The organism is Variovorax guangxiensis (genome assembly GCF_003952165.1).
GTDB lineage: Bacteria > Pseudomonadota > Gammaproteobacteria > Burkholderiales > Burkholderiaceae_C > Variovorax > Variovorax guangxiensis.
This window is the reverse complement of sequence record NZ_RXFT01000006.1, coordinates 66278-93156: the sequence shown is the minus strand read 5'-3', so window position 1 is coordinate 93156 and position 26879 is coordinate 66278. Positions and strand designations below refer to the sequence as shown.

Here is a 26879-nt window from a genome sequence, read left to right as displayed (position 1 = left end):
CTCAAGCGCGCTTGAACACCAGCGTGCCGTTGGTGCCGCCGAAGCCGAAGTTGTTCTTGACCGCGACATCGATCTTCAGATCGCGCGCCTCGTTGGCGCAGTAGTCGAGATCGCACTCCGGATCCTGGTTGAAGATGTTGATGGTCGGAGGGCTCTTCTGCTCGTGCAGCGCCATCACGGTGAACACCGATTCGATGCCGCCCGCTCCGCCCAGCAGGTGGCCGGTCATGGACTTGGTCGAATTGACGACCAGCTTCTTCGCGTGGTCGCCAAAAGCCAGCTTGACCGCATTGGTCTCGTTGACGTCGCCGATCTGCGTGGAAGTGCCGTGCGCGTTCAGGTATTGCACCTGGTCGGCGTTGACGCCCGCGTTCGACAGCGCCATGGCCATCGAGCGGCGGGGGCCGTCGACGTCGGGCGCGGTCATGTGATACGCGTCGCCCGTCAGGCCGAAGCCCGCGACCTCGGCGTAGATCTTGGCACCGCGCGCCTTGGCGTGTTCGTATTCTTCGAGCACCAGCACGCCGGCGCCCTCGCCCAGCACGAAGCCGTCGCGGTCCTTGTCCCACGGGCGCGAGGCCGTGGCCGGATCGTCGTTGCGGGTGCTCAGTGCGCGAGGCGCGGTGAAGCCGCCGATGCCGAGCGGGGAGATCGTCGATTCCGCGCCGCCGGCGATCATGACGTCGGCGTCGCCGTACTCGATCATGCGAGCCGAGGTGCCGATGGCATGCAGGCCGGTGGTGCAGGCGGTCACGACCGCGATGTTCGGGCCCTTGAAGCCGTACTTGATCGAGACGTGGCCCGAGATCATGTTGATGATCGAAGCCGGCACGAAGAACGGCGACACCCGGCGCGGGCCGCGGTTCATCAGCTCGCCGTGCGTTTCCTCGATCATCGGCAGGCCGCCGATGCCCGAGCCGATGTTGCAGCCGATGCGCACGGCCTGCTCATAGGAGAGCGCTTCGCCGGTCGGCAGTCCGCTGTCCTGCACCGCCTGGATGGCGGCGGCGAGCCCCAGATGAATGAAGCGGTCCATGTGACGCGCTTCCTTCTCCGAGATGTATTTGGTGATGTCGAAACCCTTGACCTCACCTGCGAACTTGCAGGCGAAGGCGCTTGCATCGAACGCGGTGATGTTCGCAATGCCCGACTTCCCGGCCAACAGGTTGGCCCAGGATTCGGCAACGGTGTTTCCGACAGGAGCGATGCAACCGAGTCCGGTAACGACGACGCGGCGTTTGGTCATGCCGGCAAACCTTTCTGAAAGCGCTGAACAGTTGCCTGCCGGCGCGTGCGGTTCAAGAAAAAGCCGCCGGCCGCAGTTGCAATGTTGTTGTCAGCTGGCCGATCAGGCCTTTTGATTCTTGGTGGCGTAGTCGACGGCGTTTTGCACCGTGGTGATCTTCTCGGCGTCTTCGTCGGGAATTTCGATGCCGAATTCGTCTTCGAGTGCCATCACGAGTTCGACCGTGTCGAGAGAGTCGGCGCCGAGGTCAGCCACGAAAGCCTTTTCGTTCGTCACCTGGGACTCTTCCACGCCGAGTTGCTCGGCGATGATTTTCTTGACACGTGCTTCGATATCGCTCATTTGGTTCCCTCTGAGGGTTGTAGGTAATCGGTGGATTTTAGCCGGGCGCATTGTGGCATTTGCCGTGCCCCCGGGACGGAGAAAACTTGCGCCTTGCGGCTACATGTGCATGCCGCCGTTGACGTGCAGCTCCTGCCCCGTGACGTAGGACGCCTGGGGCGATGCGAGGTACGCCACCGCGTGCGCGATGTCGGCCGGCTTGCCCAGGTGGCCCAGCGGGATCTGCTGGAGCAGCGCCTGTTGCTGGGCTTCGGGAAGGCTGGCCGTCATGTCGGTCTCGATGAAACCGGGGGCGACGCAGTTGACGGTGATGTTCCGGCTGCCCAGTTCGCGGGCCAGCGCACGGGTCATGCCCGCCACGCCCGCCTTGGCGGCCGCGTAGTTGGCCTGGCCGGCATTGCCGGAAGCGCCCACCACGCTGGTGATGCTGATGATGCGGCCGTAGCGCTGCTTCATCATCGGGCGGATCACCGCACGCGAGAGCGAGAAGACGGCCTTGAGATTGGTGTCGAGCACCGCATCCCAGTCGCTGTCCTTCATGCGCATGGCGAGCGTGTCGCGCGTGATGCCGGCGTTGTTCACCAGCACGTGGATGGCGCCGTATGCCTGCACGATCTCGTCGATCAGGGCCTCGACGGCAGCGCCGTCATTGACGTTCAGCGCGCGGCCGCGGCCGTCGTACGCGCTCAGCGCCGCGGTGATCTTGGCCGCGCCGTCATCGGTGGTACCGGTGCCCACGACCTTGAGGCCGCGCTGGGCCAGCTCCAGCGCGATCGCCGCGCCGATGCCGCGCGTCGCGCCGGTGACCAGGGCAACCTGCCCTTCGAATTTGGGAATGCTCATAAGAAAAGTATGGGGGCCTTGGCGCCGTCAGCCGGCGAGCGATTGTCGGGTGTCCGCGAGAGTTGCCGGGTCGTACACCGACGCGGCTTCCAGATCGGGGGCGATGCGCTTCACCATGCCGGCCAGCACCTTGCCGGGACCGCACTCGATGATGGCGGCTACACCGCGCAGTTTCAAGGCCTGCACGCTCTCGACCCAACGCACCGGGCCAGCGGCCTGGCGCACCAGGGCGTCGCGGATGCGGTCGGCGTCGGTTTCGACGGCGACGTCGATGTTGTTCAGCACAGGGATCTGCGGCGCAGCCAGCGTGACCGAAGCCAGCTTCTCGCGCAGCGCTTCCGCCGCGGGCTTCATCAGGCTCGAATGGAACGGCGCCGAAACCGGCAGCAGCAGCGCGCGCTTGGCGCCGTTTGCCTTCAGCAGCTCGCAGGCTTTGTCCACCGCAGCTTTGCTGCCGGCGATCACCGTCTGCACCGGGTCGTTGAAGTTCACCGCTTCAACGACTTCCGCACTGCCGGCGCCGAAGCTGGCCGTGGCTTCCGCACACCCAGCCACCACCTTGCCCGACTCCATGCCAAGCACGGCAGCCATCGCGCCGACGCCCACAGGCACGGCCTGCTGCATCGCCTGTGCACGGAAGCGCACCAGCGGCGCGGCCTGCGCCAGCGTCAGCACGCCCGAAGCAACCAGCGCCGAATACTCACCGAGCGAATGCCCCGCCACGACGGAAGGCTTCGCGCCACCCTCGGCCAGCCATGCGCGCCATGCGGCCACACCAGCCACCAGCATCACGGGCTGGGTGTTCGTGGTGAGCGCCAGCTCTTCCTTCGGGCCGTTCTTGATCAGGGCGCCGACATCTTCGCCGAGCGCCTCGGACGCCTCACGCAGCGTTTCGGCCACGGCCGGATGGTCGCCCCAGGCGTCGAGCATGCCGACAGCCTGCGAGCCCTGCCCCGGAAAGACAAATGCAAAGGATTTCATTGTTTACGCGTCGTCTCGCATTGCCGGCCCTTTCCGGGGCACCGCAACGCACTAGCTAACTACAGATTCAACAGCACCGCGCCCCAGGTGAAGCCGCCCCCCACGCCCTCGAGCATGAGCGTTTCGCCTTTCTTCACCTTGCCCGAGCGCACCGCTTCGTCGAGCGCCAGCGGAATCGAGGCGGCGGAAGTGTTGCCGTGCTCGTTGACCGTGACGATCAGCTTCTCGCGCGGAAGCCTCAGCTTCTTCGCGGTGCCCTCCATGATGCGGATGTTGGCCTGGTGCGGGATGAGCCAGTCGATGTCGGTGTCTACCTTGCCGGCCTTGGCCAGCGTGGCACGCGCCGCCTCTTCGAGCACGCGGACCGCGAGCTTGAAGACGGCCTGGCCGTCCATGTGCAGCAGCGGCGTGCCCAGCACGTTGCCGCCCGAAACGTGGCCCGGCACGCAAAGAATGCCGACGTGCTTGCCGTCGGCGTGCAGGTCGCTGGCCAGGATGCCGGGCTCCTCGCTGGCCTCGAGCACCACCGCGCCCGCGCCGTCGCCGAACAGTACGCAGGTGGTGCGGTCGTTGAAGTCGAGGATGCGGGAGAACACTTCGGCGCCCACCACCAGCGCGCAGCGCGCGGTGCCGGTGCGGATCATCGCGTCGGCGACGGTGAGCGCGTAGACGAAACCGCTGCAGACCGCCTGGACGTCGAACGCCGGGCAGCCGGCAATGCCGAGCTTGTTCTGGAGGATGGCTGCCGACGACGGGAACACCATGTCCGGCGTGGAAGTCGCGACGATGATCAGGTCGACGTCGCTGGCCTTGCGGCCGGCCGCCTCCAGCGCGTGCCGGGCCGCCTGGAGACCGAGGTCGCTGCTGGTGACATCCGGCGCGGCGAAATGCCGGGCGTGAATACCGGTGCGCTCGACGATCCACTGGTCGGAGGTCTCGATGCCTCGCGTAGCCAGATCCTTGGCGAGATCGTCATTGGTCACGCGGCGTGGAGGCAGGTAGCTGCCGGTGCCGGTAATGCGTGAATAAGGAGTCATCAAACGTGAAGGGCTGTCGCGTCGACCGGCGCCGCCGGTTCCTGCCGCGCGAGCAAAGGCGCGGCGTGGGCGATGCGGGCCCGCACGCGATCGAGCAGGTTGTTGCGAGCGGCATCATAAGCGCGATCCAGCGCATGACCGAAAGCCACCTCGTCAGCCGAGCCATGGCTCTTGAAAACCAGTCCGCGCAGGCCCAACAAGGCCGCACCGTTGTACCGACGATGATCCAAGCGACTTTTGAACGCTTTTAGAACCGGATAAGCAACAATTGCCGCAATTTTGGTGAAAAGGCTCCGCGAGAATTCGACGCGAATGAACTCGCCGATCATCGAAGCGACGCCTTCGCTGGCCTTGAGCGCCACATTTCCGACAAAACCGTCACAGACGACGATGTCGGTCGTGCCCTTGAAGATATCGTTGCCTTCCACGTTGCCGTAAAAGTTCAGATCCTTGGAATTGGCGGCCGTACGCAGCAGTTGGCTTGCCTTTTTGATCGTTTCACTGCCCTTGATGGCTTCCTCGCCAATATTGAGCAGGCCGACCGAAGGCGCCTCGTTGCCGGTCAGCGCCGATACCAGTGCAGAGCCGAGCACGGCAAACTGAAGCAGGTCTTCGGCGTCGCAATCGACGTTGGCGCCGAGGTCGAGCACCGTCGTTGCTCCGCCCTTGGCATTGGGGAGCTGCGGCGCGATGGCCGGGCGGTCGATGCCTTCCAGCGTCTTGAGCAGGTAGCGCGCGATCGCCATGAGGGCGCCGGTATTGCCGGCGGAAACGGCCGCCTGGGCGGCGCCGTCCTTGACCTGCTGGATCGCGACGCGCATCGAAGAATCCTTCTTCTTGCGCAGGGCGATTTCGATTGGATCGTCCATGCCCACGACTTCGCTCGCGGCGACGATACGGGCACGCGGATGATCAGCAAACCCGGCCAGCGCGGCCGGCGCGCCGACGAGCAGCAACGAGGCATCGCCGTGCCGCTCGAGGAACGCGCGGCAGGCCGCGAGCGTGACGCGCGGCCCATGATCACCCCCCATGCAATCCACGGCGAGCGTGATTGCGGAAGGCGCAGCGGTGTTTTCGGAAAAAGAAGGCGTAGCCATCAAAACAAAGGCCCGACGCTACGGCAAAAGTAGCTTCGGGCCTTGGCCTTGGGATGCGAGATCAGGCTTCGGACTTGTTCTTGAGAACCTGGCGGCCACGGTAGAAACCGTTCGGGCTGATGTGGTGGCGCAGGTGGGTTTCGCCGGTGGTCGGCTCCACGGCGATGCCGGGCACGACCAGTGCATTGTGGGAACGGTGCATGCCGCGCTTGGAAGGCGACTTCTTGTTTTGCTGGACGGCCATGATGGCTCCTGGACTGTTAGGTTGGTGATTGGATGCGGGCTCAAGCGGTGGCAATAAACGAAACCCGCAAAACCCGGCGGCATGTATGGAATGCCCCTGTCGTCGTTTCGTGTATCGCTGCTCACGGCGGCGCGCGCGAAGCCCATGATTATAGCCCAGCCTGAGGCAAAGGGCTACTTTCCCTCTTCCGGCTTGCGCGAACGCAACGCACCGAGCACGGCAAAGGGGTTCGGCTTGGCCTCTTCGGCGGCCTTGAAGTCCTCGTCGCTGGACGAAAGCCGCACCGGCGCGGGACAGATCTCATGGGCCGGCATGACGGGGATTTCCATCATAAGCTCGTCTTCGATGAGGGTATGGAGGTCGAAATCCCGGCTCACGACGAGCAAATCTTCCTCGGATTCCTCGTCTTCCGCCTCGGCGACCTCCTCGTTGGCGACGAAGCGGAACCAGCGGTCCACGGTAAGCGATGTATCTACCGGCGACAGGCAGCGCTGGCAAACCAGCGGCACGACGGCCTCGACCTCCAGATGGAGCCAGGGCACGGGCTTGCCATCCGCGCCGGGGCGGTCTTCGCCGTGGGCCGTCCAGTTCACCACCGCATCGGGAGCGGGAGCAGCCAGTTCGGCGACCAGGCGTGCGTATTTCGGAACCGGATCTGCGGCTTCCATCGTGGCGCCAGCGGCGGCGAAACCGGGCACATTGAGCCGTTCGGGGGCGAATTCTCTCTTCATCCACGCCAGTCTAGCGCGCCAGCCATCCGGCCGGCATGGGGCATGCCTGAGGGTTTTAGGCGGCTCACGCACAATCGTCGGCATGCAACGCACAGTGATCCTCGCTTCCACTTCGCGCTATCGCCGCGAATTGCTCACCCGCCTGCGCCTGCCCTTCGACGTGCACTCGCCGGAAGTGGACGAAACACCCTTGCCCGGCGAAACGCCGCACGACCTCGCCGTCCGCCTCGCGCTCGAAAAGGCCAATGCCGTGGCCGCCCGCTTCCCCGAAGCCGTGGTCATCGGCTCAGACCAGGTGGCCGATCTCGCCGGCGAAGCGCTGGGAAAGCCCGGCGACCACGCCAGGGCCACCGCCCAGCTGCGCCGCATGCGCGGCCAGACGCTGATCTTCCAGACCGCCGTGGCCGTCGTCTGCAAGGCCACGGGCTTCGTCCAGTGCGACATCGCCCCCGTGCGCGTGGTGTTCCGCGATCTCAGCGACGCCGCCATCGAGCGCTACCTGCAGGCCGAACAGCCCTACGACTGCGCCGGCAGCGCCAAAAGCGAGGGCCTGGGCATCGCGCTGCTGAACGCCATCGACAGCGACGACCCGACCGCGCTGGTCGGCCTGCCACTGATAAGAACCTGCCAGATGCTGCGCGCCGCGGGAGTCGACCTTCTATGACGCAGAAGGAAAAAGGCAAGCTCTACCTCGTCCCCGCGCCGCTCGATTTCGGCTGCGAGGCTCAAGCCCCGTTGCAGGATGCCCTGCCCTTGGGCACCCTGCAGACGGCCGCCGGCATCACGCACTGGATCTGCGAGAACGCGAAGTCCGCGCGCGCCTACCTGAAGCGCATCGATGCCGTCGCGGCGCTCGCCGCGCCCCTGCAGGCGCAGAACATCCAGGAACTGCCGCGCGAAGTGCACAAGAAGGGTGACCATGCCGGGCAATTCGACGCCCGCCCCCTGCTCGCCGCCGCGCTCGAAGGCCACGATGTCGGCCTGCTGAGCGAAGCCGGCATGCCGGCGGTGGCGGATCCGGGCTCGTCGGTGGCGCGCGCCGCGCACGACCTCGGCCTCGCCGTGGTGCCGCTGACCGGCCCCGTCTCCCTGCTGCTTGCGTTGGCCGCGAGCGGGCTCAACGGCCAGAACTTCGCCTTCGTCGGCTACCTGCCGCAGGACGCCGGCGAGCGCCAGGCCCGCATCCGCGAGCTCGAGGCGCTGGCGCTCAAGTCGGGGCAGACGCAGCTCTTCATCGAGACGCCCTATCGCAACGCCGCACTGCTGCAGGCGCTGACGCAGACGCTGCAGCACAACACCCGCCTCGCCGTGGCACGCGGCCTGACGCTCGCCAACGCCCACGTGCGCAGCGAGACGGTCAAGTCCTGGCGCGCGGCGAAGCCCCAGCCCACCACTGACGAACGCCTGCCCGCCGTGTTCGCGATCGGCCGCTGATGATGGTGGCCATTACCGCAGCCACGCGCTGGGCTTCGCGCGCGCAGTTCTTCGCAGCCGGCTTCATCTTCGCGACCTGGGGCGTGCACGTGCCCACGGTCAAGGCGCACTACGGCATCGACGAGGCCCAGCTCGGCCTGGCCATGCTCGCGGCCGGCGCCGGAGCCATGTTCGGACTGACCAGCGCGGGCCGCTGGATCGGCCGCAACGGCCCGCGGCGCATGGCCGGCATCTGCGGCGTCGTCTACGCGCTGCTGCTGGCAGGCCTGATCGCCATGCCGGGCTACGCGGCGCTGCTGGTGCTGCTGGCAGCCTTCGGCCTCGTGACGAGCGTGTTCGACGTGTCGATCAACACGGAGGCCGCCCAGCTCGAGCTGCATGGCGGCACGCCGCTGATGAGCGGCATGCACGGCATGTTCAGCCTCGGCGGCATGGCCGGTGCCGCGAGCGGCAGCGCCGCGCTGGCGGCCGGGCTCGGCGCGCAGGCGCACCTGCTGGTGGTTGCAGCCGGCATGACGGTGCTCGTCGCACTGGCCTCCACACGCATGCTGCCCCGACCCGCCACCAGCGGTGCGACCGAAGTCGACCACGGCTTCCTGCTGCCTCGCGGCACGCTCGCCGTGCTGGGCGTGCTCGCCGCGCTGGGCCTGATCGCCGAGGGCGCGATCTACGACTGGAGCGTGCTTTACATGCAGCAGGAAATCGGCAGCCCGCAACAGCAGGCCGCGCTGGCCTACGCGAGCTTCTCGGCGGCGATGGCGGCTGCGCGCTTCGGCGGCGACGCCCTGCGCGCGCGCTTCTCGCCGGCTGCGCTGCTGCTCGGCAGCGGCCTGCTGGCGGCGGCATCAATGACGCTGGTGCTCATCACCGATCTGCCCTGGCTGGCACTGGTCGGCTTCGCCGGCGTGGGGGTAGGTTTCGCGAACGTGGTGCCGATCCTGTTCTCGGCCTCCGCGAAGGTGCCCGGCATCGAGCCCGCGCGTGGCATCGCGTCGGTCTCGGCCGTGGCTTATCTCGGGTTCATGGCAGGCCCGGCGGTGATCGGCCTGCTGGCGCGCGCGACCTCGCTGACGGCGGCGCTCTACGTGGTGGTGGTCTTCGCCGCGGCGCTGGCGGCATCGGCGCGCTACACGGCCGGCGGCGAAGCCAGGTAAGAAACGATCAGCGCAGCGCCGGCGTGGCGTGCATCAGGCGCACGGTGGTCTCGGCCATCGCCGCGCCGAACTTCTTGGCCAGCTTCTCGGCCACGTTGTCGCGGCGGGTGTAGTCGATCACCTCTTCGGCCTTGATCACTTCGCGCGCCACGTAGTCGACATTGCCGAGCTGGTCGGCCAGGCCGTACTCGACGGCCTGCTCGCCGCTCCAGAAGAGGCCGCTGAACAGGCCCGGGGTGTCGAGCTTGAGGCGGTCGCCGCGGCCAGCCTTCACCACATTGATGAACTGCGTGTGGATCTGGTTGAGCATGGTCTGCGCATGCGCGCGCTGCGCGTCGCTCATCGGGCTGAACGGGTCGAGGAAGCCCTTGTTCTCGCCGGCCGTCAGCAGGCGGCGCTCGACGCCCACCTTCTCCATCACGCCGGTGAAGCCGAAGCCGTCCATCAGCACGCCGATGCTGCCGACGATGCTGGCCTTGTCGACGTAGATCTTGTCCGCCGCGGCGGCGATGTAGTAGGCCGCCGAGGCGCAGGTTTCCTCGACCACGGCATAGACCGGTTTCTTGTACTTGGCCTTCAGGCGCTTGATCTCGTCGTTGATGATGCCGGCCTGCACCGGGCTGCCGCCAGGGGAGTTGATCAGCAGGACCACGCCCTTGGCGCCCTCGTCCTCGAAGGCCGTCTTCATGGCCGCGACCACGAACTCGGCGCTCGCGTCGCCGCCGTTGGCGATCTCGCCCTTGATCTCGACGACGGCCGTGTGCGCCGAGGTCTTGGCCGTGCTCGGCGTGCTGCGCGAGAACGCGGCCCAGGCCAGGAAGACGAAGAAGGCCAGCCAGGCCAGTCGCGTGAAGGTCTTCCAGCGGCGCGCGGCCTTCTGTTCGTTCAGCGAGGCGAAGGCGAGCTTCTCGAGGGTTGCGCGCTCCCAACCGGGGCGCTGCGTGGGATCTTTGGCCATGTTCGTGGAAGGGGCCCGCTCAAAAGGTTCGAACCCCGAGGGTTCGGTTCGGTTCGGGTCGGTCATGTCGGTCAGAAAGTCAGGGGGTGAAGGTTCCAGTCAGTATGCCAGTGCACCACGCCGTCATGCTCGCTCAGCGCGATCTTCACGAGGCCGCCGCGGCACGGGCCGCCCGCGCATTCGCCGGTGTCGGGCCGATAGGCCGCGCCGTGCGTCGCGCACAGCAGCCACTGGCCGGTGTCGTCGAAGAAGCGGTCGGGCTGGAAGTCGAGCTCCATCGCGACGTGCGTGCAGCGATTGAGGAACGCATGCGGCCGGCCCTCGAAGCGTATCGCGAAGGCGCGGCAGGTCTCGCCGCCGTAGACCACGTCGAAGGGCACCGCCAGGCCGCCTTCGGCCAGGTCGCAGGCGTTGCACAGCGGAATGCGTTCTTGATCGCTCATGGCGGCATCTTCATACGGTTCAGGCGTTCTCGAGCAGCCAGGCCTGCAGATCCGCCACCGAGTGGACGACGTGCAGCGGCTTGAATTCGTCGAAGCTCGCGGGCTCGTGCGCGCCGTAGCTCACGCCCACGCTGGCACAGCCGGCGTTCTGCGCGAGCTGCAGGTCGTGCGTGGTGTCGCCGATCATCAGGGTGCGCTCGGGCGGCACGTCGAGTTCTTCCATCAGCTCCAGCAGCATGCGCGGGTGCGGCTTGCCGAAGGTCTCGTCGGCGGTGCGCGAGGCGTCGAAGCGGTCGCGCAGCGCCACCGACCTCAGCGCCTCGTTGAGGCCGCGGCGCGACTTGCCCGTGGCCACTGCCAGCCTGTGGCCGCGTTCGCGCAGCGCGTCGAGCATCTGCAGCACGCCGTCGAAGAGAACGATGTCGTCCTGGTGCTGCAGGTAGTGGTAGCGGTAGCGCGCGCCGAGTTCGGGGTATTTCTCCTTCGGCACATCGGGCGCCGCGCGCGCGAGCGCCTCGGCCAGGCCCAGGCCGATTACCCAGGTGGCGTCGTTCTCGCTAGGCTTGGCGCCGCCCACGTCGATCACCGCGGCCTGGATGCAGCGCACGATGAGGCGGGTGGAGTCGTAGAGCGTGCCGTCCCAGTCGAATGCAATCAGGTCGAAGCGCGGGGGTCTTTTTGAATCAGTCATGAACCGTGGGGGTGGGGTGTCGGGCCATCGCCTCGAGGGCAGCCGGGGGCATCAGCGAGAGCAGCTCGGGCGGCAGGCCGGCCTGCAGCGCAACGCGTTCGCCGCTGGCCGGGTGATTGAACTGCAGCCGCCACGCATGCAGGAACATGCGCCGCAGGCCCAGCTTGTGAAGGGCGCGCTGGCGATCGGCTTCGCCGTACTTGTCGTCGCCTGCGATCGGATGGCCGGCCGAGGCGAGATGAACGCGGATCTGGTGCGTGCGGCCGGTCTTGATCGTGACCGCCAGCAGCGACATCGGAGCCGACTCGCCCGGCAGCGAGAGCCTGGCCAGCACCCGCACCAGCGTGACGGCGCGCATGGCGTCCGGGTGGTCCTTGGCGACCACACGTACGCGGCGCTCGCCCGCGCCGGCCGAGCCGTCGGGCAACAGATACCTGGCGAGAGGCGCGTCGAGCACTTTTTTGCTGGCCGGCCAGTCGCCTTCGACCAGCGCCAGGTAGGTCTTACCGGTCTCGCGTTCGCGGAACTGGTCCTGCAGCGCGACCAGCGCGCTGCGCTTCTTGGCGACCAGCAGGATGCCGGAGGTCTCGCGGTCCAGCCGGTGCACCAGCTCCAGGAACTTGGCCCCGGGCCGCGCGGTGCGCAGCTGCTCGATCACGCCGAAGCTCACGCCGCTGCCGCCGTGGACGGCCACGCCGGCCGGCTTGTCGACGGCCAGGACGGCGTCGTCTTCCAGCAGGACGGGAAATTCGCGCGCTGGCGCTGGCGGGGCGGCGCCCTCCTCCGCGCGCTGCGAAATGCGGATCGGCGGCAGCCGCAGCACGTCGCCGGCTTCGATGCGAGTCTCGGCCTGCACCCTGCCCTTGTTGATGCGCACCTCTCCCGACCGGATGATCCGGTAGACGTGCGTCTTCGGAACGCCTTTCAGATGGCGGAAAAGGAAGTTGTCGAGCCGCTGCCCGGCGGATTCGGCATCGACCGTGAGGAATCTGATGGCCGAATGCGGCGCCCCGGGTTCTCCTGCGGCCTGCAGGCCTGCGGGATTTCGAGCAGCCGCGGGCCCTTGCTTCGCACCTATAATGTTTTTCACCAGCGCGGTCATGTAAGTGCTTGATTAGACAGAAGTTTAGTCCACTGCCATCAAATACCCAGGGCGGCGCAGGTAGGTCGATGCCGCTTTGGCGCCGAGCTGCAAACCCCGCGCAATCGCGCAAAGTGGCAGACCAGGCGCCCAAGTCAAGCCGACACCCACGAAACACCGATACGGAATACCCCAGCCTGCAGCTTCCAAGCTGCCGGCGGATCGAAGCGAGTCCCTTGTTGTGTTGATGCTGCTGATTCGAATGTGCCTGCACTGGCTTGCGCCGGTGGCTTCGGCCATTCAGCCGTCCGCAGCGCGCGCCATCATTGCGCAATCAGCTATTAAAAAGATAGCTACCCAACACCGAATCTGGCTCGCGCCCATCCACGCGCCCCCACCCCGGCTGTCTTCTTGAGCTAACGCTCGAGAAGCCTGCCCGCGCCTTGCGCGGCAGCGGCAGCATCCGGGGCCCAAGCGGCAATTCCCTGGTTTCGCGGGCGTCGTCCGTGCATCGTTGGCTCGTCAAGGGCCGGTAGAACGATACATATAAGGACAACGCATCATGAAGCGGATGCTGATCAATGCCACGCAGGCCGAAGAACGCCGCCTGGCCATCGTCGACGGGCAGAAACTGCTCGACTACGAAATCGAAATCGAAGGGCGCGAACAGCGCAAGGGCAACATCTACAAGGCGGTCGTCACGCGCGTCGAGCCCTCGCTCGAAGCCTGTTTCGTCGACTACGGCGAAGACCGCCACGGCTTCCTGCCGTTCAAGGAAATCTCCAAGCAGTACTTCGCCGAAGGCGTGTCGGCCAGCCAGGCCCGCATCCAGGACGCGATCCGCGAGGGCCAGGAACTGGTCGTGCAGGTCGAGAAGGAAGAGCGCGGCAACAAGGGCGCGGCCCTCACCACCTTCATCTCGCTGGCCGGCCGCTATGTCGTGCTGATGCCGAACAACCCCCGCGGCGGCGGCGTCTCGCGCCGCATCGAGGGCGACGACCGCGCCGAGCTCAAGGAGGCGATGGACCAGCTCGAGTACCCCAAGGGCATGAGCATCATCGCGCGCACCGCCGGCATCGGCCGTTCGGCGCCCGAACTCCAGTGGGACCTGAACTACCTGCTCAAGCTCTGGAGCGCCATCGACGGCGCCGCCAAGGGCGGCAAGGGCGCCTTCCTGATCTACCAGGAATCCTCGCTCGTCATCCGCGCCATCCGTGACTATTTCAATCACGACATCGGCGACATCCTGATCGACACCGACGACATCTACGACCAGGCACAGCAGTTCATGGCGCACGTCATGCCCGAGCATGCCTCGCGCGTGAAGCGCTACCGCGACGACGCGGCGCTGTTCAGCCGCTTCCAGATCGAGCACCAGATCGAGTCGGCCTACGCCCGCACTGTGCAGCTGCCCTCGGGCGGCGCCATCGTCATCGACCACACCGAGGCGCTGGTCTCGGTCGACGTGAACTCGGCGCGCGCCATCAAGGGCGGCGACATCGAGGAAACCGCCACCCGCACCAACCTCGAAGCCGCCGACGAAGTGGCCCGCCAGATGCGCCTGCGCGACCTGGGTGGCCTGATCGTCATCGACTTCATCGACATGGACGAGTCGAAGAACCGCCGCGAAGTCGAAAGCCGCCTGCGCGACGCGCTCCGGCAAGACCGCGCCCGCGTGCAGTTCGGCTCGATCAGCAAGTTCGGCCTGATGGAAATGAGCCGCCAGCGCCTGAAGCCGGCGCTGTCCGAAGGCTCGTCGATCCCCTGCCCCCGCTGCGGCGGCTCGGGCCACATCCGCGACACCGAATCGAGCGCGCTGCAGATCCTGCGCATCATTCAGGAAGAGTCGATGAAGGACAACACCGCCGCCGTGCACGTGCAGGTGCCGGTGGAAGTGGCCTCCTTCCTGCTGAACGAGAAGCGCACCGAGATCGCCAAGATCGAACTCAAGCAGCGCGTGAGCGTGCTGATGGTGCCCAACAAGACCCTCGAGACGCCCAACTACAAGCTCGAGCGCCTGAAGCACGACGACCCGCGCCTCGACCACATCGAGGCCAGCTACAAGATGGCCGACGAGATCGAGGACCCGACCTCGGTCACCCGCCGCTCGCAGGAGCCCACCAACAAGCAGACGCCCGTTATCAAGGGCGTGCTGCCCGACGCGCCGGCTCCGGTTGTGCCGCCCAAGCCCGAAGCCGTGCGCGCACCCGCCGCACCGGCGCCGGTCGCTCCGCCCGTGGTGAGCGCGCCCGTTCCGGCGCAGACCGGCTTCTTCGCCTGGATCAAGAACCTGTTCGGCGGCAAGCCCGAGCCGGTCGCGGCTCCCGCGCCGGCGCCGATCCCGGTCGAGGCACCGAAGCCCCGCCGCGACGGCCGCCCCGGCCGTGACGGCGAAGCTCGCAGCGGCGAACAGCGCCGTGGCGGCCGCAACGGTGAAGGCCGCGGTGAACGTGGCGAGCGAAGCGAGGGCCGTGGCGAGAACGGCGGACGCCAGGGCGGCCGCGACGGCGAACAGCGCCGCGGTGGCCGTGGCGGCGAACGCCGCGAAGGCCGCAACGGCGAACAGCGCAACGAGCAACGCAACGAAGGCGCCAACAACCAGCCGCGCGAACAACGCGAGCCGCGCGAAGCCCGTGAGGCACGCGCACCGCGCGACGGCGAACAGCGCCGCAACGGACGCGGCGAGCGCCGCGAAGGCGAAGGCCGCGAAGGTCGCAGCAGCGTGCTGCCGGCCGATGCGCTGGCGGGCACCGACCTCGAAGCCCAGCAACTGGCCGGCGCCGTTGCGGGCGACGAAGGCAACCCGGCCGAACGCGCACCGCGCGCCCGTGGCGAGCGTCGCGAACGTGGCGAGCGCAATGAGCGTGGCGAGCGTGGTGAACGCAATGGCGACCGCGAACGCAACGCAGCCGAGGCGGGCGAAGGCGAGCAGCGCCAGCCCCGCAACGGTCGCGATGAACAGCGCGGCCCCCGTGGCGACCGCAACGACGGCCGCCGTGAACGCCGCGGCAACGACGCAGCGCAAGCCGAAGCGGATGCACGCGGCGCCGAAGCCGCTGCAGCCGACGCCGAGCAAGGCAGCGAAGCCGCCATCAACGGCAATGGCGAGCAGGCACCGCGCCGCGACGGCGAAGAGCGCCGCGGCCGTTCGCGCGACCGCTACGGCCGCGACCGCCGCGAACGCGGCCCGCGCGAAGAAGCCGAAGCCGGCGCCGCAGTGGCTTCCGCCGAAGGCTTCTCACAGCAGGGGCAGCCACAGGAGCCCCAGCAGCAACTGCCGCTGGTGTCCGAGCGCGTCGAAGCAGTGGAAACCGTTGCCGTCGCAACGGAAGTCCGCGAGGCACCGCAGCAACAGCAGCCCCGTGCCGAGCGCCCCGCGCCGGTCGTCACGGTTGCTGAAGCAGCAGCCGAGCAGATCGTGATCGAAAGCGCTTCCGCCAAGGCACCCGCGGCCGCCAACGGCCGCGCGCTGCCCAAGGTCCAGCCCTTCGAACTGCCGCTGGCAGAACTCGCGCAGATCGCCGAAAGCTCGGGCCTGCAGTGGGTCAACTCGGACGCCGAGCGCATCGCCCAGGCGCGCGCCGCGATCGAAGCCGAGCCGAAGCCGGTGCACGTGCCGCGCGAGCGCCCGCCGCTGGTGGTGCTCGACGAAGGCCCGCTGGTGCTGGTCGAAACCCGCCGCGACCTCGGCTCGATGTCGCTGCCGTTCGAACAACAGCAGCAGCAACAACAGCAGTAAAGCCTGCTGGAAGCAAATGAAAAACGGCGCCACTGGCGCCGTTTTCATTCATGCCTTCTGCATCGCCTTCCCGGGCAGGGGCAGCTCGGGCATCTCCAGGATCAGCTGCCCGAAGCGGCAGGCGCATTCGGTCTTGCCGTTCTCGCTCCAGATCAGCGAGAAATCCACGCTCGGCAGCTGCGGCAATCCATAGCGGCCGTCGACGATCTTCATGCCCGGCTCCACGTCCTCGCGCGTGAGCACCGTCACCGCCAGCCCCGCGAGCACCGCCGCGCGAATGCCGTGCTGGCTCGCCGAGGTGAAGACCACATGCCAGTCGAGCGCCATCGCATCCAGCGCCTCGCTCGCCACCTCGCGGTTGACGCAGGGCTTGGGAAAGAAAGCCAGCGGCAGCGAGGCACCGGGCGCCGCCTCGAAGGTCTCGGCCGCCGCCCACACCAGCTGCGTGCGCCGCAGGCGCGTGCCCTCCTCGCAGCCGGGTGGCGACATCACCACCGCAAGATCCAGCTCGCCCGCGCGGACCATGGCGCGGAAGTCGAGGTGCATGCTCACGCTGACTTCCATGCGCGTGGCGGGAAAGGAGCGAGCGAACTGCGAAAGCAACGGAGGCAGCCGCTCGCCCATGAAGGTGTCCGGCGCGCCGAAGCGCACCACGCCAGCGATGGGCGAGGGCTGGAAGCGCCGCGTCATCGCGTCCAGCGTCTCGAGGATCTGCTGGGCATAGCGCAGGAAGTCTTCGCCGTCCTCGGTCACCGTGAGGCGGCGCGTCGTGCGATGCAACAGCGGCCGGCCCACCTGCTCTTCCAGCCGCCTGATCTGGTGGCTCACGGCCGACTGCGTCAGGTGCAGCCGCTGGGCGGCGCGCGTGAAGCCGCCGGTTTCCTTGACGGCCACGAAGGCGCGCAGCAGTGCGGGATCGAAGTCCATGGCAATGAATAAATGATGGCTTTTAATGGGTCTCAGGAAATTAAATCATTTCCATCATGAAGAGGCTTTACCCAGAATCGCCCGGACCTGTCGCCTTCAAGGACTTCCGAAAGATTCCGATGCCCCTTTCCCACACCGGCAAGAACCGCGTCGCACTGGCCGCGATCTGCCTCATTGCCCTGATGTTCGGCCTGGAGATCTCCAGCGTGCCCGTCATCCTTCCCACGCTCGAAAAGGCGCTGCATGGCGACTTCAGCGACATGCAGTGGATCATGAACGCCTACACCATCGCCTGCACCACGGTGCTGATGGCCGCCGGGACGCTGGCCGACCGCTACGGCCGCAAGCGCATCCTCGTCGTCAGCGTGGCGCTGTTCGGCCTGACCTCACTGGCCTGCGGGCTCGCGCAGAACGCGCCGGTGCTGATCGCCGCGCGCTTCCTGCAGGGCCTCAGCGGCGGCGCGATGCTGATCTGCCAACTCGCGGTGCTCTCGCACCAGTTCCAGCAGGGCAAGGAACGCAGCCGGGCCTTCGCCACCTGGGGTGTGGTGTTCGGCATGGGCCTGGGCTTCGGGCCGATCATCGGCGGCGCGATCGTGGCGCTGTCGAGCTGGGAATGGGTGTTCCTGGTCCACGCGCCGCTCGCGGCTGTGGCTCTGGCCCTGGTGCTCGGCAGCGTGGAGGAGTCGAGCGACCCCGACGCGCAACGGCTCGACCTGCCCGGCATCCTCACGCTCTCGCTCGCGGTGCTGGGGCTGACCTGCTTCATCACGCAGGGGCCCGGCCTCGGCTTCTCGAGCCCGCTGGCCATCGGCATCGCCGCCGCGTCGGCCGCGAGCTTCGCGCTCTTCCTGTGGGTGGAGAAGATCAACCCGCATCCGATGTTCGACTTCTCGGTCTTCAGGATCCGCGACTTCTCGGGCTCGATCATCGGCTCCATCGGCATGAATTTCAGCTTCTGGCCGTTCATGATCTACCTGCCCATCTTCTTCCAGGGCGCGCTGGGCTACGACGCCGTCGTGGCCGGCTCCGCGCTGCTGGCCTACACGCTGCCCACGCTGGTGCTGCCGCCGCTGGCCGAGCGGCTCTCGCTGCGCTACCGCCCGGGCGTGGTGATTCCGGCGGGCCTCTTCGTCATCGGCCTCGGCTTCATGGCCATGCGCTACGGCAGCGGCATGGCCCATGCGAGCTGGATGACGATGCTCCCCGGCTGCCTGCTCGCGGGTATCGGGCTCGGGCTGACCAACACGCCCGTCACCAACACCACCACCGGCTCGGTGCCCAGCGCGCGGGCGGGCATGGCTTCGGGCATGGACATGAGCGCGCGGCTGATCACGCTGGCCATCAACATCGCGCTGATGGGCTTCGTGCTGCTCGAGGGCGTCCATGCGCACCTGCGCGGCGCGCTTTCCACATCGCTCGATGCGCTGCAGCTGCGCGCGCTGGCGGAGAAAGTCGCGGCGGGCAGCTTCGCGTCGCTCGGCGAGAGCTTTCCCGCGCTGCCGCAGCTCGATCCGTCCGGAGCAACGGTGCATGCCGCGCTGGCGCACGGCTTCGGACTGGTGATGCTCTACGGAGGCGCCGGCGTATGGCTGCTGGCCGGCATCAGCTGGCTGGTATTCGGTAGCGGCAGCAAGAAGCCGTCGGTGCGGCCCGCGTGCCCCTAGCCCCTGTAGGCTGGCCTCAGGAGTTCTCGACCTGGGCCGCGCGCTTCCAGGCCTCGGCGGCCTGCTCGGCGTCGTCGCGGTCTTCCGCCAGCTGCGCCAGTGCGAGCCAGGCGCGGCGATAGAGCTCGGTGTCCTGCAGGCCCATGCCGGCCTGCATCAGCAGCTGCTGGGCCTTGCCCCAGAGCTGGCGCTTCATGCAGGCCATGCCCGCGAGGTACTGCAGGTTCGCGTCGCGCGGGTTGTTGCGCTGTGCGCTCTCGATGCGCGCGAGCCATTCGGCGTCCACCGAGTCGAGCCCCGCTTCGAGCGCGCGCGCCAGCTTGACGCGCAGCCCGTCGCCGAGCCCGCGCGGATTGGCCACCATGCGCTCCCAGGCCGGCAGCAGCCAGCCGCGCGCCAACGCCAGATCGCCGCGCAGCGCGACCATGCGCTGGGCCGCGTGGATCGCCACCTCGGGCATCTCGCGCTCACTGGCATCGAGCTCGGTCCAGGCGCGCAGCAGCTGGGCCGGATCGTGCGCGCCCGACAGCAGCTCGGTCGCGAGGCCGCGCACGATGCTTTGTGCGGCCGCATCCGAGAAAGCGCGGTGCTTGGCCAGCAGGCGCGCGGTTTCGAGTGCTTCGAGCGTGCGGCGATCCTGACGCGCGGCCTTCAGGCGCAGCCGCAGTGCGAGCGTGCGGCGCTGCGCGCCCTGCGGCAGTTCTTCGAGCCGCGCCAGTGCGGCTGCTGCATCGCGATCTTCGAGGGCCCAGCGCGCAGCGCGCAGCTGCACGCCTTCGCGCGTCTCGGGGCTGGCGAGCACGGTGCGATCCGCGCTTTCGTTGAGGGCCTGCTGCAGATGCGCGTCGCGCGCCGCCTTGTCCTGCAGCGCCTGGGCGCTTTCCGCGGCGAGCAGGTGCGAGAGCACGCGAACCTGCTGCGCCTGCGGCAGGCTGGCGCCGAGCGCGGCGAGCGTTTTCTCCTGCGTGAGCGCGGCCTGCGCGGCCTTTCGCGCGCGCGAGAAGCGGCCGGAGATCAGTTGCACCATCGCGTCGAGCAGGGCTGCGTGCAGCGTGCGCTCCTTCTGCTGCAGCCGCCACTGGCGCGCCTGCGTGGGCAGCGAGAACAGCGCCGCCAGCGCCCGCAACGCCGCATGCAGCAGCACGAAGGCCACCAGCAGGATCACGAGCACGAGGTTCAGCGAAAGATCGACACGCCACGGCGGCCAGAACACGGTGATCGTGCCCTGGTTGTTGCCTGCGAAGAGAGCGACTGCCGCCGCGACGGCGAAGAGGGCAAGAAGCCAGATTGCTGCGCGCATGGATGTCCGATCAGCGCCCTGCTGCGGCAGTCGCGAGCGCCGCCAGCGTGTCGTCGATGCGGACCGGCTCGGTCGTCTTCACCAGCGACTGCAACTGCTGCAGCAGCGTGGCGGCGGCCTGGGTGCGGCGCGATGCGGGGTCGAAGTAACGGTTGAGCGAGGCGGTCACCTGCGACAGCTCGCTGCGCGTGGCCTCCATCTGCCGCGACAGCAGCGACAGCCGCGCGTTGAGCAGCTTCAGCTTGAGGTTCTCGCGCAGGAAGTACGACTGCTCGGGCGCCAGCAGGATCGCCTCGGGGGTCTGGATGCGGCCCACGCGCACCAGCGAGCGGGCCTCGCCCTGCACGCTGAGGAGCACGCGGCGCCACCACGGCGCATCGGCGGGAATGGGCTCGGGCTGCCACGCATTGGTGCCGGTGCCGCGCACGGCCACCGCATTGAGCGTAGGCAGGTCGTCGACGTTGCGCATCAGCTCGTCGAGCTTCTGCAGCGCCTCGGCGCCGTCGTTGCTGGCGCTGCTGCGCAGGCGGTCGGCGTCGCGCTGCATGGCGCGCTGCAGGGGCGTGAGACGCGGCTGCGCGGCACGGGCGATGCGCGTGTCGCCGGCCTTCAGCGCGGCCAGCAGCGGCTCGACGCTGCCGGTGACCTGCGCCTGCTGCAGGGCAAGGCGCACGGCCGACTCGATGTCGACGACGAGGTTCTCGTCGCGCGAACGCGAGAGGCTCTGGATGAGCTCCTCGAGCTGCGAGCGCTGCAGCGCGACTTCGGCCACGCGCGTCTCGACCAGCGCCACGCGGGCCGATGCATCGCGCACCGTGTCGCTGGCCTGGCGGGCCAGCGTGCGTGCCTCCATCGACTGCGCAATGGCGTCGGCGCTCTGGCGCGCCAGCTGCTCCTTCATGCCGCCGACCTTCTGCCAGAGCGCGATGGACATCAGCAGCGCGGCAAGCGCCATCAGGGCCACGAGGCCGAAGCCGATGCGGGAGAGAAGCAGCGCGCCGGCGGCCTGCGCGGCAGGTGTCTGATGCGGTGCCAGCGGGGCTGGCACCGGCGCCGTGGCAGCGGATGGGGAAGGAGAAAGATCGTCTGTGGGGGACGCGGCGCTCATGCCAAGGATTCTATAGACGCGACCAGCGCATCCAGCAGGGGCGTGCATACACGCAACGCCCCGAAACCCGCGCCACGCGCGGCTTCGCCGATGCGCGCATGCGTGGCGACCGCGCTTGCGGCATGCCACTGCACGCCCGGCATCGCGCGCTGCAGATTGGCAATCGCCTCCGAGCTGCTGAAGAGCCAGATCGCCCGGCCTTCGGCGCCGTCCATGGCGAGCCGGTGTTGTACGACGTCCAGCGATGGCGGCAGCCTGCGATAGGCCACCACGGTGTCGCGATGGCCGCCCGCCGCATCGATCTCGTTGGCCAGCCAGTCGCGTCCCGCGGGCCGTCCGGCTTCGTCCCCGCCGCGCACGATCAGCACGCGAACGCCATTCGACACCTGCGCGTGGACGCGTTCCCACAGCGCCTCGGAGTCGAAGCGCGTGGCCTCGGGCGGCGGCGCGTCGATGGAATCGGACGGCACGCCCGCACGCAGCAAGGCGCGCTTCGTACCAGGGCCCGTGGCCCAGAAGCGGCAACCTGCCAGCGAATCGGCGGCACCTCTGTATTGGAAGAAATGCTCGACCGCCGTGGCGCTCACGAACATCAGCGCGGCATAGTCCGAGAGCTGCCGCCATGCCGCGCGCAGCGGCTCGATGTCGGTGGCGGGCTCGATCACGATGAGCGGTAGCGCCACCGCCTCGATCCCCGCTGTGCGCAGATCGCTGACCCATCGCGCGGCTTCGCGCGCCGGCCGCGTGACGATGACGGGACGGCCGGTCATACGATGACCACCGGTGTCAGTGGGCTCCGCCGGCACGCAGCAGCGCCGCGGCATGCGCGCCGAGCGCATCGGCCTGGGCGAAGTCGCCGGCGGATGCCAGCGCATGCACCTTCACCAGCGGCACCTTGCCTTCGGGGTCGCCCCAGGCGGCATCGATGCGCAGCGCGCCGTCGGCCTGCCAGCGAGCGTGGGCGGCCAGCGGCATGGAGCAGCTACCGCCCATTGCGCGGCTCACGGCGCGCTCGGCGGCGGTGGAGAGCCAGTCGCCTTGGTGGGCCAGCGGGCCCAGCAGTTCGATGAGATCCTTGCGGTCGGCGCGCACTTCGATGCCGAGCGCACCCTGCCCCGCGGCAGGCAGCATGGTGTCGGCGTCGAAGGCCACGCGGATGCGGCTTTCCAGCCCCAGCCGCTTGAGACCGGCCGCGGCCAGCACGATGGCGTCGTACTGCCCTTCGTCGAGCTTGCGCAGGCGGGTGTCGAGGTTGCCGCGCAGCGGTTCGATGCGCAGGTCGGGCCGCAGCGCGCGCAGCAGCGCCATGCGGCGCAGGCTGGATGTGCCGACGACGGCGCCCTGCGGCAGTGCGTCCAGCGATTCGTAGCGGGGGGAGACGAGCGCGTCGCGCGGGTCTTCGCGCTCGAGCACGCAGGCCAGCACGAAGCCTTCGGGCAGGTCCATCGGCACGTCCTTCAGCGAATGGACGGCAATGTCGGCGCGCCCTTCCTCGAGTGCGAGTTCGAGTTCCTTCACGAAGAGCCCCTTGCCGCCCACCTTGCTGAGCGTGCGGTCGAGGATCTGGTCGCCGGTGGTGGTCAGCCCCAGCAGGCTGACGGTGTGGCCTCTTTCTTGCAAAAGCGCCTGCACATGTTGGGCTTGCCACAGTGCCAGGCGGCTTTCGCGCGTGGCGATCACGATATTGCTCAAGACCGGCCTCAAAAGTACGTGTTCCAAACCGCGGGAATGCTAGCATGTTGCGCCGCAACAACGAAGACGGCACTCCATTCAAGAAGTCCAGGACAAACATCGAATGAAAGCCAGCAAGACACCTGCTCCGCCCAAGCGCCGCCAGGCCGAAGACCAGCCTCTGATCGAAGACATCCGGCTGTTGGGCCGGATCCTCGGCGACGTGATCCGGGAGCAGGAGGGAGAAGAGACATATGCACTGGTCGAGAAGATCCGCACTCTCTCCGTGGCTTTCCGCCGCGATGCGGACCAGGCAGCCGACCGGGCGCTGAAGAACCTGCTCAAGGGGCTGAGCGCCGCCGAGACGGTGCGCGTGATCCGCGCCTTCACCTACTTCAGCCACCTGGCCAATCTTGCCGAAGACCGCCACCAGATCCGCCGCCGCACCGAAACCGAGCGCGCCGGCGAGAGCGTCGAGGGCGACCTGCAGACCGCGCTCGCGCGCATCCGCAAGGCCGGCGTGAAGCCCGACGAGATCGTCGCCTCGCTGGCACACAGCTATGTCTCGCCAGTGCTTACCGCGCACCCCACCGAAGTGCAGCGCAAGAGCATCCTCGATGCCGAGCGCGCCATAGCGCAGCTGCTGACGGTGCGCGACGAGATCAGGCTGCGCCAGAACGCCTATGCGGCGGCCAAGGACGCGCTCACGCCCATCGAGTTCGCGGAGAACGAAACGCAGATGCGCATCCGCGTCACGCAGATCTGGCAGACGCGCATCCTGCGTTTTTCCAAGCTCACCGTGGCCGACGAGATCGAGAACGCGCTGAGCTACTACGAAGCAACCTTCCTGCGCGAGATCCCGCGCGTGTACGCCGACCTCGAGAAGGCGCTGGCCCAGGGCGGCCAGGTGCCGTCTGTGGCGCCCTTCCTGCGCATGGGCCAGTGGATCGGCGGCGACCGCGACGGCAACCCGAACGTCACGGCCGAGACGCTCGAATACGCGCTGAGCCGCCAGTGCGAGCTGGCGCTTCGCTACTACCTCACCGAGGTCCACTACCTCGGCGGCGAGCTGTCGCTGTCGGCCACGCTGGTCGACGTGTCGGTGGAAATGCAGGCGCTGGCCGAGCGCTCGCCCGACACCAGCGAGCACCGCAAGGACGAGCCCTATCGCCGCGCCCTCACCGGCGTGTATGCGCGCCTGGCGGCCACGCTGCGCGAGCTGACCGGCGGAGAGGCCGCGCGGCACGCCGTCGCGCCGCAGAACCCCTACAAGAGCGCCGAGGAGTTCCTGGCCGACCTGCGCACCATCGCCGAATCGCTGGAGGAAAAGCACGGCAGCGTGCTCGCCGCGCCGCGCCTGCTGCCGCTGATCCGCGCGGTGGAGGTGTTCGGCTTCCACCTGGCAACCGTCGACCTGCGCCAGAGTTCCGACAAGCACGAGGCCGTGATCGCCGAGCTGCTGGCCACCGCGCGCATCGAGCCTTCGTATGCGTCGCTGGCCGAGGAGGCCAAGCAGACGCTGCTGCTGAAGCTGCTCGACGACGCCCGGCCGCTGCGCGTGCCCGATGCCGACTACTCGCCGCTCGCCAGGAGCGAGCTGGCCATCTTCTCGGCCGCGCGCACCGCGCGTGCGCGCTACGGCACCGCCGCCATCCGCCACTACATCATCAGCCACACCGAAACGGTGAGCGACCTGCTCGAAGCCCTGCTGCTGCAGAAGGAAGCGGGCCTGCTGCGCGGCGCGATGGACGGCAAGGCCACCTGCGACCTGATCGTGGTGCCGCTGTTCGAGACCATCGAGGACCTGCGCAACGCCGCGCCCATCGTGCGCGCCTTCTATGCGCTGCCGAACATCCAGGCGCTCATCGAACGCTCGGGCGCCGAGCAGGACGTGATGCTCGGCTACTCCGACAGCAACAAGGACGGCGGCATCTTCACCAGCAACTGGGAGCTGTACCGCGCGGGCATCGCGCTGGTGTCGCTCTTCGACGAGCTCAACAAGAAGAAGGCCAACCCGATCCGCCTGCGCATGTTCCACGGCCGCGGCGGCACGGTGGGGCGCGGCGGCGGCCCGAGCTACCAGGCCATCCTTGCGCAGCCGCCGGGCACGGTGCGCGGACAGATCAGGCTGACCGAGCAGGGCGAAGTCATCGGCTCCAAATACGCCAACCGCGAGATCGGCCGACGCAACCTCGAGACGCTGGTGGCCGCCACGCTCGAAGCCACGCTGCTGCCGCAGGGCAAGTCGGCGCCCGCCAATTTCCTCTCGGCCGCGAGCGAACTCTCGGCCGCGAGCATGGCGGCCTACCGCAAGCTGGTATACGAAACCCCGGGCTTCGGCGACTACTTCTTCGGCTCCACGCCGATCCGCGAGATCGCCGAGCTCAACATCGGCTCGCGCCCCGCGTCGCGCAACCCCAGCCACAAGATCGACGACCTGCGCGCGGTGCCGTGGAGCTTCAGCTGGGGCCAGTGCCGCCTCACCATTCCGGGCTGGTTCGGCTTCGGCTCGGGCGTGGAGCAGTTCCTGGCCGCCGCCGGCAACGCGGCGGGCCGCAAGGAGCGCCAGGCGCTGCTGCAGCGCATGTACGCGCAGTGGCCCTTCTTCCGCACGCTGCTGTCGAACATGGACATGGTGCTCGCCAAGAGCGACCTCGCGCTGGCCTCGCGCTACGCCGAGCTGGTGACCGACCGCAAGCTGCGGCAGAAGGTGTTCTCGATGATCGACGCCGAATGGCACCGCACCTCCGATGCGCTCACGCTCATCACCGGCGCGAAGCAGCGGCTCGAAGGCAACGCCGAGATGCAGCGCTCGGTGCGCCACCGCTTCCCGTACATCGACCCGCTGCACCATCTGCAGGTCGAGCTGATGCGGCGCTACCGCGCGGGCGACGGCGGCGAGCGGCTGCAGCGCGGCATCCACATCTCGATCAACGGGGTGGCGGCGGGCCTGCGCAACACGGGCTGACGCCACCGCGCGAGCCGGGACGGGCCCTTCGGGGCCCGTCGTCGTTTGCAGCGCGCATAGACTCGCAGCCCTATCCACCGAAAGAGAACGCCATGAAAGGCTCCTGCCTCTGCGGCACCGTCCGGTACGAAGCCGCGCGCCTCGCCGGCCCCATCGTCCACTGCCACTGCGCGACCTGCCGCAAGGCGCACAGCGCCGCGTTCACCACGACCGGTCGCGTCGACCGCGCAGACTTCCGATGGACCGCGGGCGAGGAAGCCATCGGCTCCTTCGAATCGACGCCCGGCAAGCTGCGCCACTTCTGCACCCGCTGCGGCACGCACCTCGTGGCCGAGTGGGTGGACAAGCCGCAGGTCATCCTGCGCCTGGGCTCGCTCGACGACGACCCGGGCCAGCGCCCCGCCTCGCACATCTGGACTTCGCACGAGGTGCCGTGGCTCGACCACACGACGGCAATTCCCTCCTTCCCCGAAGCTCCGCCGGCAAAGGCCTGAACGCATGAGCACGAAGATCGGCTTTCGCCGCAGGCTCATCGTCGCCATCCTGCTGTGCGTGGCGGTGGGCGGCGCGGTGGTGCGGCACTACGCGGCGCCGGGCTCGACCACGCGCGATATCGCGACGCTGCTGATGGTGCTGTGGGTGCCGATCATCGGCAACGTGATCGCATGGCTGATCGGCAAGTGGCCGCGCCGTGCGCCTGCCGCAGCACCGCCGGGCTTCGATGCGCTGGGTGCGTTCACACCCGGTGCGCTCGCGGAGATCACTTTCCGCAAGCCCGCCCTGCCCTCGCAGGACACGCCCATCGCGCCGGGCGAATACCGCTGCGCGCTGGTGCTCGGCAAGGAAGGCTTCTCGGCGCGCTGGATGGTGCCGGCGGGCGATGCGCTGGAGCGCGGCAAGCCCGCCGCGCTCGAAGTCGAGTTCCTCTCGCCCGTCGTCGCGCTGCCCCGCTTCCAGCCCGGTACAACCTTTCGCGTACTGATCGGCGATTCCTTCGTCGCCGATGGCCGAATACTGCAATTGCGACCCGCGCTCAGCTAGGCCGCTGCAGAGGCCCCATGGATGGCGATAGCCATTAAAAGGGCCCATTGTTCATCCCCGGGAAACTGTCTGCTGCCGCGCGGCACCTTTGTCGCAAGCGCGACGGCTCGCACACTCCATGCCTCTTCAACGGCATCGGTGCGCGCCGCCGCCGACGCTCCAAAGGACAGCTTCCC

General features: G+C 68.2%; 25 protein-coding genes. 8 read left to right on the top strand and 17 right to left on the bottom strand.

Translation table 11 applies throughout. From position 1 onward, the window contains the following. Position 1: 1 nt before the first annotated feature. The 8 genes from fabF to EJP67_RS15655 all read right to left on the bottom strand — a co-directional run bounded on the left by fabF (position 2) and on the right by EJP67_RS15655 (position 6521). Positions 2 to 1246, bottom strand: coding sequence for a beta-ketoacyl-ACP synthase II (gene fabF, locus EJP67_RS15690; protein ID WP_126022643.1), 1245 nt, complete (start codon positions 1244 to 1246; stop codon positions 2 to 4). 102 nt (positions 1247 to 1348) lie between these two features. Further along, positions 1349 to 1588: an acyl carrier protein gene (gene acpP, locus EJP67_RS15685; protein WP_007830471.1), complete on the bottom strand. Its 240-nt coding sequence runs from the start codon at positions 1586 to 1588 to the stop codon at positions 1349 to 1351. A 99-nt stretch (positions 1589 to 1687) separates the two neighbouring features. Then, on the bottom strand, positions 1688 to 2431 hold the full coding sequence (fabG, locus tag EJP67_RS15680; protein ID WP_126022642.1) for a 3-oxoacyl-ACP reductase FabG: 744 nt from the start codon (positions 2429 to 2431) through the stop codon (positions 1688 to 1690). A gap of 27 nt (positions 2432 to 2458) precedes the next feature. After that, positions 2459 to 3412: an ACP S-malonyltransferase gene (gene fabD, locus EJP67_RS15675; protein WP_126022641.1), complete on the bottom strand. Its 954-nt coding sequence runs from the start codon at positions 3410 to 3412 to the stop codon at positions 2459 to 2461. Between the two features lie 59 nt (positions 3413 to 3471). Continuing rightward, positions 3472 to 4449: a beta-ketoacyl-ACP synthase III gene (locus EJP67_RS15670; RefSeq protein ID WP_126022640.1), complete on the bottom strand. Its 978-nt coding sequence runs from the start codon at positions 4447 to 4449 to the stop codon at positions 3472 to 3474. Continuing rightward, positions 4449 to 5546 carry a phosphate acyltransferase PlsX gene (gene plsX / locus EJP67_RS15665; RefSeq protein ID WP_126022639.1) on the bottom strand — a complete coding sequence of 366 codons (1098 nt, stop codon included), beginning with the start codon at positions 5544 to 5546 and terminating at the stop codon, positions 4449 to 4451. Before plsX ends, EJP67_RS15670 begins: the two co-directional genes overlap by 1 nt. 61 nt (positions 5547 to 5607) lie before the next feature. Then, positions 5608 to 5790 carry a 50S ribosomal protein L32 gene (gene rpmF, locus EJP67_RS15660; RefSeq protein ID WP_007830466.1) on the bottom strand — a complete coding sequence of 61 codons (183 nt, stop codon included), beginning with the start codon at positions 5788 to 5790 and terminating at the stop codon, positions 5608 to 5610. 173 nt (positions 5791 to 5963) lie between these two features. Beyond that, positions 5964 to 6521, bottom strand: coding sequence for a YceD family protein (locus EJP67_RS15655; protein WP_126022638.1), 558 nt, complete (start codon positions 6519 to 6521; stop codon positions 5964 to 5966). 82 nt (positions 6522 to 6603) lie between these two features. Between EJP67_RS15655 and EJP67_RS15650 the strand changes: the two genes are divergently transcribed. From EJP67_RS15650 to EJP67_RS15640, 3 genes are read left to right on the top strand one after another with little or no spacing between them, the layout of a single operon-like run. Continuing rightward, positions 6604 to 7185: a Maf family nucleotide pyrophosphatase gene (locus tag EJP67_RS15650; RefSeq protein WP_126022637.1), complete on the top strand. Its 582-nt coding sequence runs from the start codon at positions 6604 to 6606 to the stop codon at positions 7183 to 7185. Continuing rightward, the gene (locus EJP67_RS15645) at positions 7182 to 7955 is read left to right on the top strand and encodes an SAM-dependent methyltransferase (protein ID WP_126022636.1); all 774 of its coding nucleotides are present in this window, start codon (positions 7182 to 7184) and stop codon (positions 7953 to 7955) included. Before EJP67_RS15650 ends, EJP67_RS15645 begins: the two co-directional genes overlap by 4 nt. A 2-nt stretch (positions 7956 to 7957) precedes the next feature. After that, a complete protein-coding gene (locus EJP67_RS15640) occupies positions 7958 to 9109 on the top strand; it encodes an MFS transporter (protein ID WP_126022929.1) in 1152 nt (383 codons plus the stop codon). Between the two features lie 7 nt (positions 9110 to 9116). Here the strand turns inward: EJP67_RS15640 and EJP67_RS15635 are convergent, their stop codons facing one another. Genes EJP67_RS15635 through EJP67_RS15620 form a run of 4 tightly spaced genes read right to left on the bottom strand, consistent with a single transcriptional unit; the run spans position 9117 to position 12291 of the window. Then, positions 9117 to 10133: a S49 family peptidase gene (locus tag EJP67_RS15635; RefSeq protein WP_126022635.1), complete on the bottom strand. Its 1017-nt coding sequence runs from the start codon at positions 10131 to 10133 to the stop codon at positions 9117 to 9119. 5 nt (positions 10134 to 10138) lie between these two features. Beyond that, entirely contained in the window at positions 10139 to 10510 is a 372-nt protein-coding gene (locus EJP67_RS15630) for a Rieske (2Fe-2S) protein (protein ID WP_126022634.1), read from the bottom strand. A gap of 19 nt (positions 10511 to 10529) precedes the next feature. After that, positions 10530 to 11201, bottom strand: a complete 672-nt coding sequence (locus EJP67_RS15625; RefSeq protein WP_126022633.1) for an HAD family hydrolase — start codon at positions 11199 to 11201, stop codon at positions 10530 to 10532. Further along, entirely contained in the window at positions 11194 to 12291 is a 1098-nt protein-coding gene (locus tag EJP67_RS15620) for an RluA family pseudouridine synthase (RefSeq protein WP_126022632.1), read from the bottom strand. The genes EJP67_RS15625 and EJP67_RS15620 overlap by 8 nt, the downstream gene beginning before the upstream one ends. Positions 12292 to 12844: 553 nt before the next feature. Here EJP67_RS15620 and EJP67_RS15615 point away from each other — a divergent pair. Continuing rightward, on the top strand, positions 12845 to 16021 hold the full coding sequence (locus tag EJP67_RS15615) for an Rne/Rng family ribonuclease (RefSeq protein WP_126022631.1): 3177 nt from the start codon (positions 12845 to 12847) through the stop codon (positions 16019 to 16021). Between the two features lie 48 nt (positions 16022 to 16069). Here the strand turns inward: EJP67_RS15615 and EJP67_RS15610 are convergent, their stop codons facing one another. Next, positions 16070 to 16948: a LysR family transcriptional regulator gene (locus tag EJP67_RS15610; protein WP_126022630.1), complete on the bottom strand. Its 879-nt coding sequence runs from the start codon at positions 16946 to 16948 to the stop codon at positions 16070 to 16072. Between the two features lie 119 nt (positions 16949 to 17067). On the opposite strand from EJP67_RS15610, the gene EJP67_RS15605 reads away from it, so the two are divergent. Then, positions 17068 to 18615, top strand: coding sequence for an MFS transporter (locus tag EJP67_RS15605; protein ID WP_126022629.1), 1548 nt, complete (start codon positions 17068 to 17070; stop codon positions 18613 to 18615). Between the two features lie 16 nt (positions 18616 to 18631). On the opposite strand, the gene EJP67_RS15600 is transcribed toward EJP67_RS15605, so the two are convergent. The 4 genes from EJP67_RS15600 to hemC are packed head-to-tail and all read right to left on the bottom strand — an operon-like array spanning position 18632 to position 22715. Continuing rightward, positions 18632 to 19915 carry a heme biosynthesis protein HemY gene (locus tag EJP67_RS15600; protein WP_126022628.1) on the bottom strand — a complete coding sequence of 428 codons (1284 nt, stop codon included), beginning with the start codon at positions 19913 to 19915 and terminating at the stop codon, positions 18632 to 18634. A gap of 10 nt (positions 19916 to 19925) precedes the next feature. Then, entirely contained in the window at positions 19926 to 21023 is a 1098-nt protein-coding gene (locus EJP67_RS15595) for a uroporphyrinogen-III C-methyltransferase (RefSeq protein ID WP_126022627.1), read from the bottom strand. Further along, positions 21020 to 21793, bottom strand: coding sequence for a uroporphyrinogen-III synthase (locus EJP67_RS15590; RefSeq protein WP_126022626.1), 774 nt, complete (start codon positions 21791 to 21793; stop codon positions 21020 to 21022). The genes EJP67_RS15595 and EJP67_RS15590 overlap by 4 nt, the downstream gene beginning before the upstream one ends. A gap of 16 nt (positions 21794 to 21809) precedes the next feature. Further along, positions 21810 to 22715, bottom strand: coding sequence for a hydroxymethylbilane synthase (gene hemC / locus EJP67_RS15585; protein ID WP_240650674.1), 906 nt, complete (start codon positions 22713 to 22715; stop codon positions 21810 to 21812). A 103-nt stretch (positions 22716 to 22818) separates the two neighbouring features. Here hemC and ppc point away from each other — a divergent pair, with 103 nt between their 5' ends. The 3 genes from ppc (at position 22819) to EJP67_RS15570 (ending at position 26703) form a co-directional block, all read left to right on the top strand. After that, the gene (gene ppc / locus EJP67_RS15580; RefSeq protein ID WP_126022624.1) at positions 22819 to 25662 is read left to right on the top strand and encodes a phosphoenolpyruvate carboxylase; all 2844 of its coding nucleotides are present in this window, start codon (positions 22819 to 22821) and stop codon (positions 25660 to 25662) included. A gap of 92 nt (positions 25663 to 25754) precedes the next feature. Then, a complete protein-coding gene (locus tag EJP67_RS15575; protein WP_126022623.1) occupies positions 25755 to 26156 on the top strand; it encodes a GFA family protein in 402 nt (133 codons plus the stop codon). Between the two features lie 4 nt (positions 26157 to 26160). After that, positions 26161 to 26703 (top strand): hypothetical protein, encoded by a 543-nt coding sequence (locus EJP67_RS15570; RefSeq protein WP_126022622.1) that lies wholly within the window; start codon positions 26161 to 26163, stop codon positions 26701 to 26703. Positions 26704 to 26879 lie beyond the last annotated feature (176 nt).